The 12,907-nt window shown below is 56.4% G+C and carries 13 protein-coding genes; 1 reads left to right on the top strand and 12 read right to left on the bottom strand.

Going from position 1 to position 12,907, the window contains the following annotated elements; translation table 11 throughout:
• Nucleotides 1-15: 15 nt before the first annotated feature.
• The 7 genes from ACFO6X_RS11235 to fliF form a co-directional block, all read right to left on the bottom strand.
• Nucleotides 16-567, bottom strand: a complete 552-nt coding sequence (locus ACFO6X_RS11235) for a flagellar basal body-associated FliL family protein (RefSeq protein ID WP_382433041.1) — start codon at nucleotides 565-567, stop codon at nucleotides 16-18.
• A gap of 176 nt (nucleotides 568-743) precedes the next feature.
• Nucleotides 744-2,114, bottom strand: coding sequence for a flagellar hook-length control protein FliK (locus ACFO6X_RS11230; RefSeq protein WP_382433039.1), 1,371 nt, complete (start codon nucleotides 2,112-2,114; stop codon nucleotides 744-746).
• Between the two features lie 18 nt (nucleotides 2,115-2,132).
• Nucleotides 2,133-2,585, bottom strand: a complete 453-nt coding sequence (gene fliJ, locus ACFO6X_RS11225) for a flagellar export protein FliJ (RefSeq protein WP_382433037.1) — start codon at nucleotides 2,583-2,585, stop codon at nucleotides 2,133-2,135.
• Nucleotides 2,586-2,601: 16 nt separating this feature from the next.
• The gene (fliI, locus tag ACFO6X_RS11220; RefSeq protein WP_382433035.1) at nucleotides 2,602-3,996 is read right to left on the bottom strand and encodes a flagellar protein export ATPase FliI; all 1,395 of its coding nucleotides are present in this window, start codon (nucleotides 3,994-3,996) and stop codon (nucleotides 2,602-2,604) included.
• Nucleotides 3,986-4,816 (bottom strand): FliH/SctL family protein, encoded by an 831-nt coding sequence (locus ACFO6X_RS11215; RefSeq protein ID WP_382433033.1) that lies wholly within the window; start codon nucleotides 4,814-4,816, stop codon nucleotides 3,986-3,988. Before ACFO6X_RS11215 ends, fliI begins: the two co-directional genes overlap by 11 nt.
• Nucleotides 4,800-5,795, bottom strand: a complete 996-nt coding sequence (gene fliG, locus ACFO6X_RS11210; protein ID WP_382433031.1) for a flagellar motor switch protein FliG — start codon at nucleotides 5,793-5,795, stop codon at nucleotides 4,800-4,802. Before fliG ends, ACFO6X_RS11215 begins: the two co-directional genes overlap by 17 nt.
• Before the next feature lie 35 nt (nucleotides 5,796-5,830).
• The gene (fliF, locus tag ACFO6X_RS11205; protein ID WP_382433029.1) at nucleotides 5,831-7,501 is read right to left on the bottom strand and encodes a flagellar basal-body MS-ring/collar protein FliF; all 1,671 of its coding nucleotides are present in this window, start codon (nucleotides 7,499-7,501) and stop codon (nucleotides 5,831-5,833) included.
• Nucleotides 7,502-7,679: 178 nt separating this feature from the next.
• Between fliF and fliE the strand changes: the two genes are divergently transcribed.
• Nucleotides 7,680-7,997 carry a flagellar hook-basal body complex protein FliE gene (gene fliE / locus ACFO6X_RS11200; RefSeq protein WP_382433077.1) on the top strand — a complete coding sequence of 106 codons (318 nt, stop codon included), beginning with the start codon at nucleotides 7,680-7,682 and terminating at the stop codon, nucleotides 7,995-7,997.
• A gap of 262 nt (nucleotides 7,998-8,259) precedes the next feature.
• Here the strand turns inward: fliE and ACFO6X_RS11195 are convergent, their stop codons facing one another.
• The 5 genes from ACFO6X_RS11195 to ACFO6X_RS11175 all read right to left on the bottom strand — a co-directional run bounded on the left by ACFO6X_RS11195 (nucleotide 8,260) and on the right by ACFO6X_RS11175 (nucleotide 12,600).
• Nucleotides 8,260-8,559, bottom strand: coding sequence for a flagellar protein FliT (locus ACFO6X_RS11195; RefSeq protein WP_382433027.1), 300 nt, complete (start codon nucleotides 8,557-8,559; stop codon nucleotides 8,260-8,262).
• Between the two features lie 3 nt (nucleotides 8,560-8,562).
• Nucleotides 8,563-9,018, bottom strand: a complete 456-nt coding sequence (gene fliS / locus ACFO6X_RS11190; protein ID WP_382433025.1) for a flagellar export chaperone FliS — start codon at nucleotides 9,016-9,018, stop codon at nucleotides 8,563-8,565.
• A gap of 69 nt (nucleotides 9,019-9,087) precedes the next feature.
• Complete coding sequence (gene fliD, locus ACFO6X_RS11185) at nucleotides 9,088-10,494, bottom strand: flagellar filament capping protein FliD (RefSeq protein ID WP_382433023.1); 1,407 nt, start codon at nucleotides 10,492-10,494, stop codon at nucleotides 9,088-9,090.
• A gap of 179 nt (nucleotides 10,495-10,673) precedes the next feature.
• Complete coding sequence (locus tag ACFO6X_RS11180; RefSeq protein ID WP_382433021.1) at nucleotides 10,674-10,832, bottom strand: hypothetical protein; 159 nt, start codon at nucleotides 10,830-10,832, stop codon at nucleotides 10,674-10,676.
• A gap of 262 nt (nucleotides 10,833-11,094) precedes the next feature.
• A complete protein-coding gene (locus ACFO6X_RS11175) occupies nucleotides 11,095-12,600 on the bottom strand; it encodes a flagellin N-terminal helical domain-containing protein (RefSeq protein WP_382433019.1) in 1,506 nt (501 codons plus the stop codon).
• Between the last annotated feature and the right edge of the window lie 307 nt (nucleotides 12,601-12,907).

The following is a 12,907-nucleotide window of genomic DNA, read 5'->3' as shown; positions in this document are numbered from 1 at the left end:
GCGCCCTCATCAGCGTCATTGAATGATAAAGCTGGAGAACAACACCCGACGCACCGGATTCTGGCGCCGGCGTGGGGCCGAATCTTCTTCTTCCTCGACCGCCCGCGCAGCAGGTGGCTTGAACCCCAAAGCCTTGCCCGCCTCGCGCTGAATGTCGGCGGCCAATTTTTCTTTACCTTCTAAGCGCAGCAAATCTTCTGCCGTGCGTTGCGACACCAGCATCAAGATGCTACTGCGCACGCTAGGCATGAGCTTTTTGAGCTGGTCGGCCATTTTTTCGTCACCCACCTCCAAGGTAATGCCCAACTGGACAAAACGCTCCCCCCCCGGGTCGGCCAAATTGACCACCATGTTTTCTAAGGGCAAGAAGGTTGGTACGGTAGCCTTGGATTCTGTATGGGCAGCTTCACCTTCCTCGCCACCGGCCTGGCGCTGGGACATGACCCAGAAGGCACCGCCTCCTGCGACAAGGAGCAGCACGAACACGACAGCGCCAATGATGAGCAATTTTTTCTTGCCCTTAGCAGGCGGGGTGGCAGACTCGTCAGCCGGGGTGTTAGATGACACGATGGAGTTTCCTTGCAACAAGCGGAAGATGCCCTACGCTCAGGACACGGGCATGCTCCGGGAGATGGGGTGCATTATGGGCACAGCGATTCTCCGATAATAGCCAGAATAAAACAGCAAACCCTTGGCATTCTCCAAGCATCTGGGGGCTAACGAGAGCTGTCACTGCTGGTGCATCAGACAAAAATATCGACGGCCTTGTCAGTGACCACGCCAGCATGGCGATTGCCTTCTGTGGCTACGCTGGCCTGCACTGTGGTTTGACGTGTCTCTGGGTTGGCTCCGTTGCGCTGCTCGCTATTCTGGTTGCCACTGCCTTGGGTGGCTGAATCGCCTACGGTCATGCCAGACAGTACCAGCCCTTGACCTTCCAATAGCTCACGCAGTTGCGCCACACTGGCATCGAGCAACGCCCGTGTCTCCCCCTGATCACTGCGGAACGAAACATGGGCTTCGTTACCACTGAGGGCCACCGTGACCTCCACCGGATGCCCCGCATGCTCAACCGTCAACTCGGCATTTTGGATGTTCTGATTGACCCAGTAAGAGACCTGTTCAGCCACTGCATCTTCCGCAGGCAAGGCAGCAGCCAAATCAAACACAGGGTTTTCACCCAACGTGGTGGGCTCAACCCCTGGCCCAGCCAATGCAGACAGACTGCCTGTATCGGGATTCTGAGCAAACGCGCTGCGCCCTTCCCCGCCACGCGCCGCACTTTGACCACTCTGTGCCAATACCCCCTCCAACGATGCACCGCTAGGGGCCACGGACACAGGCAGCCCGGCATCCCGAGACATTGTCTGGACGCTGGACATCCCCTCATGAAACTGGCGTTGCGTCTCGGTCAGTATGGCGGCCGTCTGCACCGATGCGGCAGCCACCGCGTTGGACATGGAACGATCTAACGGCTCTGAGCGCAGGTTACTGGCCGTACGGGCTGCCGATAGCTCGGAGGAGGAGGCTGTGCCGACCAAGCTCCGGCCTGCTATTTTCTTACCACCCCCTGTAGCCCCCCCAATACCTTGGGTGGCCTGAGATTCAACGGCGCCATCGAAAGCAGCTGTTTGCGCTACCAACCCCAACTCCCCCCCGCCACTGGCAAGGGTCATGCCACGAGAACCTGTTGCCAACATCTGGTCTGGGACTTGCAAAATACCAGTAGTGGCTGTTGACACCAACGCAGTACGCGATGCATCCACGCCCCCCACAGCAGTATGGGTATCGACCATACCAGCGTTGTTGGCCGATGGTGCCATAGGGGAACCATTGCTTCCAGCAAAGCCGGCCTGCAAGGCTAACAAGGACATGATGGCAGTGGACGGGCTGTCTGTAGCGGGCGTTGCTGTTACCAAAGAAAGATTGGAATCTGTGGTGGGCAGGAGGTCTGTGCCTGTTGCGCCACCTTGAAATGTGGTGTCGCCCAGCGCCGACAACAGCCCTAGAAAATCGCCTGCTGCGCCCGCCTGGCCTTGGGTATCGGCAGCACGGTTTTTGGCTGTGGCTGTTGGGGCCGCATGGCTGGCAGAAGATACGTGCATTTTTTCCATGGTCTAGGCTCCTAACCCTCAATGGGCCTTGCGTTGCTGGATGTACTGCAAGGCAGCACGTTCATCGGTTTGTTTCTGCTCGCGCCGGGCTTGGGCCTGCTCGATTTCTTGGCGGCGCTTGTCCGTCAGCTTTTGCAGACTGCTCAAACGCAGTTCGGCCTGTAACAACACTTGCTGGGCTTGGGCTACCCGGCGCTCATGGTCTTGCACCACAGTGGTTTGTAAACCGATGGCATGGCCGAGGCGATCCATGAACTGGTAATGGTGGTACATGACCTCAGGGGCCATGGAGACATTGGCCCGCATACCCCAACGACCTTCGGTTTCATTGGCGTAGGCTTGTAGCTGGTCCATCTGTCCTTGCGCGGCCATTTGGGCATTGCGGGCATTTTGCAGCAGCCGCCGGGCATCATCGCGCTGGCGGCCAGCGGCCTCTACCGCCACCATCAAACCCCGCAGTGCAGAAGACATGGCGTCCGCCCTCCGTTCACTTCAGGATGTGGGCCATCGCTGCACAACTGTCTTCGAGCGAAGACGCCTCGTGCATCCCTTGTTGCAGAAAGGCCACCATCACTGGATGACGCCGGATAGCATCGTCCAGCAGTGGATCGGAACCACTCATGTAAGCCCCCACCTGAATCAAATCACGGCTTTTTTGGTAACGCGAATAGGTTGCCCGAAACTTGCGGGCCAGCTCAAAGTGCTCACGACTGACCACATTGTTCATGACACGGGATGCCGATTGTTCAATATCAATGGCCGGAAAATGCCCCATCTCTGCCAATGAGCGCGACAAAACAAAGTGTCCATCCAAAATAGCACGGGCAGAATCGGCAATTGGGTCTTGCTGGTCATCCCCTTCAGAGAGCACGGTATAAAAAGCGGTGATAGAACCTACGCCATGCAAACCATTGCCACTGCGCTCGACCAAAGCAGGCAATTTAGCAAAGCACGATGGTGGATAACCTTTGGTGGCCGGTGGCTCGCCAATCGCTAGGGCAATTTCGCGCTGTGCCATGGCATAGCGGGTCAGTGAATCCATGAGCAGCAACACATGCTTGCCCTTGTCCCGAAAATGCTCGGCCACTGCGGTGGCATAAGCGGCCCCCTGCATACGCAAGAGGGGAGGTGCATCGGCAGGTGCTGCCACGACCACTGCGCGCCCCCGGTCTTGAGCGCCCAAGATGTCTTCAACAAACTCCTTGACTTCGCGGCCCCGCTCACCAATTAACCCCACCACGATCACATCCGCACGGGTATAGCGGGCCATCATGCCCAACAATACGCTCTTGCCCACGCCCGAGCCTGCAAACAGCCCCAACCGCTGACCACGGCCCACGGTGAGCAGGGCATTGATAGCCCGCACACCCGTATCGAGTGGCGTACGCACCGGATCGCGATCCATCGCATTGATCTGCTGCCGGTTCATGGGTTCTGCGCTCACATTTTGGAGTGGGCCACCATGATCCAACGGCAAGCCCTGAGAATCCACCACCCGGCCCAGCAGTCCATCACCCATTGGCAAACGCAACATGCCCACCGCACTGACGGGACGCACTTCTTCGCCCCAACGGGGAGTAGGCACATACGGGGGCGCTGGCACAACACTGGCACCACTGGACATGCCGTGGATGTCACCGGCTGGCATCAGAAAAGCACGCTCGCCCTCAAACCCAACCACCTCGGCCAATACCGGCTCTTTGCCAGGCATGTGCAAAAAACACTGCGACCCCACCGGCACACGGATTCCAGTGGCCTCTAGCACCAAACCCGTCAGGCGGGTCAAAGTGCCGCGCGTCTCTAACGTCACGCCACTGGAAACACGCGCCTTGGCTCCGTCCATGAACTGCGCCCAAGCAGCGGTGCGATTGTCAGTCGGCATGGCTGGCGCTCCCCCCTTGGGCCGCAACCTCTGGCTGCCAAGGCAAATCGAGCCCTAAAGGTGCAATGGCCCGTTGCCAACGCTTTTCCAAATGGCCGTCGATCACGGTGCCCGCCAACTCCACCATGCAGCCCCCAGGGGCCACTGTGGCATCGGCAACCCACTGCACAGCACCATCGGCAAATTCTGTACGCAACGCCTGCGCCACCACCGCATGGTCTTCGGGGTTGAGGCGCACTGTGGACGGACGACCATCCGTGACCAGCATATCCAAGGCTTCGCGCACCACCGGCTCCAGGGCTTTGGGGTTGATATGCAACTCTTGGCGCACCACTTGGCGGGCAATGTCACAAGCCAACTCCAGCACATGTTGACCCAAATACGCTTGCATGGCCTGGAGATCGGCCCCCAGCTCACGCACCACAGCATCAAGCCGGGCTGCAGCCTCTTTGGCCTGCCCTTGAACATAAGCGTCCATGCGCTGCTGCCATTCTTGGGTGGCCTCGGTACGTCCTTGCTGCTGGCCTTGCTCCAGCCCTTGGGCCAACCCCTGCTCCAAGCCCAAATCATAGGCATCTTGACGTGCCTGCTCCAACTGTTGCTGCTGCTCTTGCAAGATCTGCTGCTCACGCTCGCGTTCTTGCTGGCGCTGTACCTCTTCCTTGGCTTTTTGCTCTACCGCCGACTGTGCGGGGCCAAAGGTCAAGGCAGCAAAGCCACCCTGATCGACTGCAGAAAACTGCACCGGCACCACATGCGCCACTTCTTCACGAGGAATGAAGCGCGCATAGACGTTGCGTGGTTTAGACGAAGCTGTCATCAGCACCACCGCCAATCACAACCTGACCCTCATCGGCCAGACGGCGCACAATCTTGATGATTTCCTTTTGCTGCTCCTCCACCTCGGACAGACGCATAGGCCCACGGGCCTCCAAATCTTCCTTGAGGGCAGCTGAGGCGCGTTTGGACATATTGTTGAGAAACTTGTTCATCAACTCGCCAGAAGCGCCCTTCAAAGCCACAATCAAGGTCTCGGAAGCCACTTCGCGCAGCACCACCTGGATGGAGCGGTCGTCGAGTTTGACCATGTGCTCGAACACGAACATCTTGTCCATGATCTTCTGTGCCAGCTCTGGGTCGTGGCTGCCAATGGATTCGAGCACCGACGCTTCAATGTTAGAACCCAACAGGTTGATAATTTCTGCCGCTGTTTTAACACCACCGAGCGAGGTCTTACGAATTTTGTCGCCACCGGCCAGCACCTTGAACAACACCTCGTTCAAATCTTTGAGTGCTACTGGCTGGATACCTTCGAGGGTGGCCACACGCAGCATCACCTCGCTGCGCTGGCGGTCGGTAAATTGCTTGAGCACCGCCGCTGCCTGTTCGTAGTCCAGATGCACCAAAATGGCAGCAATGATCTGTGGGTGCTCGTTGCGCAACAGTTCGGCCACTGACAAGGGGTCCATCCACTTCAGGCTTTCAATGCCCGAGACGTCACCACCTTGCAAAATGCGATCAATCAGCAAAGATGCCTTGTCGTCGCCCAGCGCACGGCGCAACACCGAGCGCACATAGTCGCTGGTATCAGAGACCAGCAAACTCTGGGCCGCCGCCGCGTTGGTGAACTTCAGCACGACCTCATTGACCTTATCGTGTGAGACTGAACGCATACGTGCAATTGCCTCACCGAGCTTTTGCACTTCCTTGGGTGAGAAATGCTTGAATACCTCTGCCGCCTCTTCTTCGCCGAGAGACATCAGAAATACAGCGGCGTCATTAAGCCCTTGGTCATCCATGGTGCAAATCCATCCTTATTGAAGCGGGTCTGGCATCACTCGCCATTGACCCAGGCTTTCACAATGTTAGCAACAGCAATCGGATTCTGTCGGGCCAACGCACGGGCTTCTTCTAAACGCAACTGCTCAGGTGCGGGCTCACCCGGTTTGGGGGCAGCCAAGGCAGGGCGATCCAGCACGTCGGCCTCGAGCGCATCCAACTGCGCAGCCTCTGCAGGCGAGGGTGGTGCCAAAGCCTTGATGGCGGGACGCACCAAGCCCAACAAAACCAGACCGGCAAACAGGGCAATACCCACGGGCCACGCAAAACTGCGGGCCAATTCCAATGTTTCTGGCTGCTTCCACAGCGGAACGGCTTCGGTCTTGGTGGTGTCACCTTGGAAAGGCGTATTCATCAGGTTGACGGAATCGCCCCGTTCCGCATTGAAGCCAATAGACTCGCGCACCAAGGCGGTCATCTGGGCCAACTGTTCAGGTGTCATCCCCTTGGTGATGGGGTTGCCTTTTTCATCTACCGCATTGTGGTAGTTGACCACCACAGCGGCCGTCAGGCGTTTAACCTGACCACTGTTGCCACGGGTCACACGGATGGTTTTGTCGACTTCATAATTGGTGATCGACTCGCGCTTGCTGTTATTAATGGCTTTGGAAGCTCCCGCCGCCGTGGGTGCCGGATTGGGGCCATTGATGGGAGCCGCAGCAGGCTGGGGTGGCTGGGGCTGGTTGGTAGCCGAGCCAGGAATACCCGTGGGCGGTGCTGGATCGGCTTGGTTGGTGGTGCTCTCCAACACCTGCTGGCTGCGAATCGCACCGGCTTCGGTATTTTGGTTGGGGCGATGTTGCTCTGAAGTGGATTCGGTACGGCTGAAATCCACTTCTGCTGTCACTTGCGCCTTGATGTTGTTGCGCCCGACCACTGGTTCCAAAATATCCATGACACGCTTGGTATACATCTGCTCCAACTGCTGCACATACATCAGTTGTTGGGCATCAAAGCCTTTGTCATCGGCCCCATCTGGGGACTTAGACAACAACTTGCCCGTATCGTCCAGTACGCTCACAGCCGATGGTGCCAACTCTGGCACACTGGAAGCCACCAGGTGAACAATCCCTGCCAACTGCGCCTTGTCCAAAATACGGCCAGGGTACAAGCTCACCAGCACCGATGCTGAAGGCTTTTGCTGCTCGCGGAAAAAACCGTTTTGGTTGGGCAGCGCCAAATGCACACGCGCCGTTTGCACCGAAGAGAGTGCCTGGATAGAGCGCGTCAGCTCCCCTTCCAAGCCCCGCTGAAAATTCAAACGCTCTTGGAACTGTGTTGTGCCAAAACGATTGGACTCCGTCAGCTCAAAACCCGATACCGAGCCTTTGGGCAGCCCCTGCGAAGCCAGACGCAAACGAACATCGTGTACCCGATCGGTAGGCACCAGAATCGCGCCCCCGCCTTCCGTGTACTTATAAGGCACATTCATTTGCGACAACTGCGCCACGATAGCACCGCCGTCTTTGTCGCTCAGGTTGGAGAACAGCACTTTGTAGTCAGGCTGGCGATTGAGCAGCAGGGCCACCACCACCGCCGCCACCAGCAGGGCCACACCGGCCCCAAGACGCAATCGCTGCCCGCTATCGAGGGCAGACAGACGCTGCAGCCAGACGGGCCTGGCAGACGGATTGGCATTGGCAGGTAGTTCAGCAATGGCAGACATTTTTTTATTCCAGTAGAACAGCGCCCGGATACACGGACTTTGCGTGCATCCGATTATGGGAATTCATCCCCTGACCACTCGGCAGATAAGCCGCCCCTTTGGCACTCTATTCGCACCGATGGTTACAGGTCTTGCGCCTACGATTACTGCCATCGCCACCTTTCAGAGCAAGACCATCATGGACATCCGTACCGTCTCACCTTCCTCCCCCTCTTCCAGTGCTGGGCCGTTGCGCCGTGCCGCTGCGACGGCACAGCGGGATAACGTTGAGGACGAGGGGTTCTACACCGCCTTCAAAAATGCTTTGCAATCGGTCAGTTCCGCACAGAACCACTCGACCAACTTGCAACGCGAAGTGCAATTGGAAAACCCCAACGTGAGTCTAGAAGAGACCATGGTGGCAATGCAAAAAGCACAAATTGCATTCCAAGCCTCTCTGCACGTGCGCAACCGGATGGTGCAAGCCTATACCGACATCATGAACATGCAGGTGTGAGTGGTGTTGCGCTCCACCGGCCCACAGCATCTTCTGAGGAGGTGCTGTATCGATTGAATTGACACCACACAAAGTCCCACCCCGGTTTGCACCACAGCAAAAAGCCCGCTCTGACTTAACAGAGCGGGCTTTTTGCTGACCCATCGGCTGACAAATACACGTCAAGCCGTACCGTCAGGGATAAAGTATGCGATGCAGCAACCCACTGAACCACTGCCCTACACCTGCGACCAGCACACAGGCTGGCCGCAAGCAGCAAGACTCAATGGATCAGTTGAGGTTGCCCTTCAAACATGTGTTCAAACTGTGCCAACCAAGGCTCTGCCAGACAACGAATCTGTGCATCATTACGCAAAATGCGCTGCATGATGCGCACTTTTTCGCGCCGATGTTCTGGCAGTAATTCCATCTCGTTGGCTTTGGCGCGCAACTGCTCAATCAAAACGGCACAAGCCGTTTCATAACGCACAACGCCATCCCAGTCTTTGTGCTTGGCAGCTTCCAGCATCTTGACGCTGCTGGCCTCAATGGCCTTGTAGTAATCGATCAACATTTCTGGCATGGCTCAACCCTCTGTTGTCACAGCATGTCCTGCCTGGCTGCTGTCCGGCGCGGGGGTAGCCGCACCGGGGTTTTTCATTTCACTCCAGCCCTGGGCAATCGGCCCAATAATGCGAGCCACCTCTTCAAGGATGGCATCATCATTGTGCAAATTGGCCTGAACCAGGCGAGCTAAACAATAGTCGTACAAATCCCCCAGATTCTGGGCAATCTCACCACCGTTTTCACGGTCTAGAGCCGTGGCCAGCCCCTCTTCAATGATGCGAACCGCTTTGGCAATACTGTTGCACTTGAGTGCCACATCGTTGCGCGCCAAAGCACCCCGTGCTGCCGTTACGGCATCCAGTACGCCTTGGTACAGCAAATGAACCAGCTGGTGCTGATCCATCGTGTGCATACTGGTTTCTACATTGATGCGTTGGTAGGCAGAGGCGGCACGGTTGCGGTTGGGGCTAAACATGCTGTCAATCCTTACAGGAGAATAATGGGGAATATCGGCTATTCAGCCAAAAACTAAAACCGCAGCCTCCTAAGAAGAGTTCGCTTTGTTCCAAGTGGTGACTTGCTGGCTAACGTAAGAATTCAGGGCATTGAGCGTAGCCATCTTCGAGTCCAAGGCGCTGTAACGCGCATTGAGGCGAGTCTCTAAGGTGCTCGCCTTCTCTTTGACTTGGGTTTGGTCTGCGGTATTGCGTTTGAGCGACAGTTTCAGTGAGGCGTCTTTGGTTTTGAAAAAACCATCCGTACTTAGCATGTCTGTAGCCAAAGACTTGACGCTGGCAGCAAGCCCACTAGCGACCGCATCTGAGCCTCGGAACATTTTTTTCACTTCATCCACGTTTTCCAGAGCTTTGGACAACTTGGTTGAATTCACTTCTAGGTTGCCCCCACGAATCACGCCCACGCCAATATCGCTCAGGGTTTTGTAAACGTTAGAGCCTTTGGCGACCGACTGCATGGCCGCACGCAACGAGTTTTGCAAGCCCACTGCGGTGGAGTCGCCTTGGAACAAACCAGCCTGCTTGGTGCCCGCGTCGTACTTGGTGGCTTCTGACAGGTAAGAGTTGACGGCGTTGTAAGCCTCCACAAATGCTGTGATGTTGGCCTGCACCGCGCTGTTGTCTTTAGCCACACTGATCTGAATGGGCTTGCCCACATCCGTGACTTTTTCAGCCTTGAAGGTCACGCCAGCCACGGTATTGGCAAAAGTATTGCTGCTGGAAGTGACTGTGAGGCCATTGACTTTGGCCGTAGCATTAGAAGCCGTCTCTGATGCACCTAGGGTAGTGTCGATGGCCGTGGTCGCCAAGCGTTCCAAACCACTGACTGCCGAGGTGGTGAGGTTAAAACCAGCTTCTTCGCCAGTATTTTTGCCACGTAGCAGCAAACGTTGACCACTTGCATCTGTCAAGATAGTAGCCGTCACACCGGCATTGGCACCATTAATCTTGCTGGCGATGTCCGCCACAGTGTCGGTAGCCGAGACGGCAATATCTACTGAAGATGCCGGAGTTTTGGGTGTGAAAGTGCCCGTGCCTACGGTATCCCACTTTCCTAGCTCAATTTTTAAGGTACCTGTCCCCACAATGCCACTGATGGCATTGGAGGCAGTGGACTGGGCCTTGGCCAAACCAATCACATCTACATTGAAGGCAGTCGGCAAAGTTCCACCCACTGCGGTGGCGCTGACGTAGGTGCTATCTGATGAGCTGGTGGTGACACCATTCCAGCCCGTCACGCTGGTGAGCTTGCTGGCTGCATCCGACAGGGTAGACACCAGCGACTTCACTTCGCCAAACGCCGAAATCTTGGCATTGACCGTAGCAGCCTGAATCTCCAACTTTTGCAACGGCTTCTTTTCCAGTTCCACCAACTGTGAAACGATGGACTTGACGTCCAGTCCGCTGCCTACACCGATTGATGAAATGGATGCCATATCAAACTCCTGAAAATTTCAAGGGAAATTATGGCGCTGCGCCAGCGCCGTGAACCGTGGTAAACGTACGCCTAAACCCGCCAATTCGCAAGCTATTGACTCCGCTAGCGGCCCAAAGTGCCGTAAAAAAGCGGTGGCATCACGGCCACCGCTGAAAAACATGCTTGCAAAGGCATCGATCAATACAACAAAACCAATACTTGAGGAGACAGACGACGCCCTTGGGCTACCAAGGCCGCGCCAGAACCTCGCACCATTTGCGTGCGCGACAGCTGGGCTGTCTGCTGCACTTGGCTGGCGTCGATGGTGCCTGCCTCTGGAGGGGATTCCGATCCCAACGAAAAACCCGCAATATTGCGGGTTTTGGCGTGGGGAGAGAGGGCATCGGCAGGCTGGGGTGGCGCTTGTTGTTCCTTTGCCTTCTCGGAGCGGGTTTTTTCTTCCTCTGACTGCTTTTTTTCTTTGGCTTTTTTTTCCTCTTCGTCCTCTTCTTTTGTCTGCCGAGCCGCTGGTTGTAAAGCTTCTCGGTAGATATCAGAGGAGAAAGAAGAGGAGCCTAGATTGGCAGCAATCGAGAAAGCCCCCTCCAGCCCCTGCGGCTTATCGCAAAAGCGACAGCACGCCTTGCGGCAGCTGGTTGGCCTGGGCCACCATAGCGGTACCAGCTTGTTGCAAGATTTGAGCGCGCGACAGATTGGCTGTTTCTACCGCAAAGTCGGCATCCAAGATGCGCGATTGCGAAGCCGACATGTTTTCAGAGGCAGTGCTCAAGTTACCAATGGCTGTTTCGAAGCGCGATTGCACAGCACCCAGCTTGGCGCGTTCGCTGCTGATAAAGGCAATGGCCGAATCAACAGTCTTGAGTGCCTTGGTGGCACCGTCGAAGCTGGTGATGTCCAGGTCAGCCACGGTGTTCAGGGTAGAAGCACTGGTAGAGGCTTCGGCACCGGGGGTGGTAGTGCCATCGGTGTCCACCGAGCCGGTCAAGGCATCAACACCGCCCAGCACGCTAAAGCCCTTGCTAGAGTCCATGGTTACCACGCCACCAACACGGCCGCCGGTACCCGAAGTCAAGGCCACTGCTGCTTCAGCAGTACCGGTTTGATCGATCTTAGCCACCGACATGACACCTGTAGCATCAGCGGCCACAAAGTCCATACCAATATCGTTGCCCGAGGCGTTGGTCAGCTCAATCGCAGTGCCAGCCTTGTTGACTGCTGCAGTGACGCCAGTTTTAGAGGCCACATCGTTGATAGCTGTGACTGCTGCTGCCAAACCTTCAGCCGTGCCAATGTTATTGACATCAAAATTGACCGACACAGCAGTAGCGTTGTCCGACTGCAACTGCACGGTATAACTACCCGAGGTATCGAAACTGATTTCGGCCTTGGTCATGGCCGTGGCCGTCACACCGGTTTTATCGCTTTGGGCATTGACCAGGTTGGCTACGTCTTTAGCGGTAGCGTTGGCACCGATCACAATCTCGGCACTGCCAGCAGACGCATAAATTTCGCCGCTACCACCAGCGATGCCGTTGTCTGTCAAACCGGAACCGGCAGCGGTGGCGCCCAAGCCGCTGGCAACCATCTGGTTGTTACCGTAGCTGGCAGTACGCATATTAGAGGTACTGGCCGTGATGGTTTGGTTGGCATTGGCACCCACTTGGAACTGTTGCGAACCAAACGAACCATCCAGCAACTTCTTGCCGTTAAATTCGGTGGTTTGCGAGATGCGATCGAGCTCACCCACCAGTTGGTTCACTTCTTCTTGCAGGGCTTTGCGGTCGCTGGCACTGTTGCTGGCATTGGCCGATTGCACAGCCAACTCACGCACACGTTGCAAGATGTCGCCCGAAGACTTGAGCGCGCCTTCAGCGGTTTGCGCCATAGAGATGCCATCGCCCGCGTTGCGGATGGCTTGGTTGGTACCACGGATTTGGCTGCTGAAACGCTCGGAAATGGCCAAACCAGCGGCATCATCCTTGGCGCTGTTGATCCACAGACCAGAAGACAAACGGCCAATGGCGGTATTCAGGGAGGACTGGCTGGCGCTCAGGTTGCGCTGCGCAGTCAGGGAAGCAACATTGGTATTGATGGTGGATGCCATGACAAAGCTCCTAAAAAAGAAACGACTCAAAGATGGCGTTGCCGCCAACAAGGAAACCACAGTATGCACCCGCTCGACCTGTGTTTCACCTGTTTTCCAAAGTGGCTGAAGGTGAACTCACGGGCTGCAGCCTAGCGCCACAGTGTCCTAGCAGACCTATTTTCGGGCAGTGCGCAGAAAACTTAAGGGCAAATTGTTGGATTGGCGGTTTTTTCTAGCGCTTATCAAGCGAACGCCTAACGCAGCGGTCTCCACAATCACTTCCATCGTTCCACCCAAGTCCGCCGGGCAGATTCCCTTGAACCGG

Origin of the sequence: Giesbergeria sinuosa, from assembly GCF_042652905.1 — a bacterium.
Taxonomy (GTDB): domain Bacteria; phylum Pseudomonadota; class Gammaproteobacteria; order Burkholderiales; family Burkholderiaceae_C; genus Simplicispira; species Simplicispira sinuosa.
This window is presented reverse-complemented; position numbering and strand designations above follow the sequence as displayed.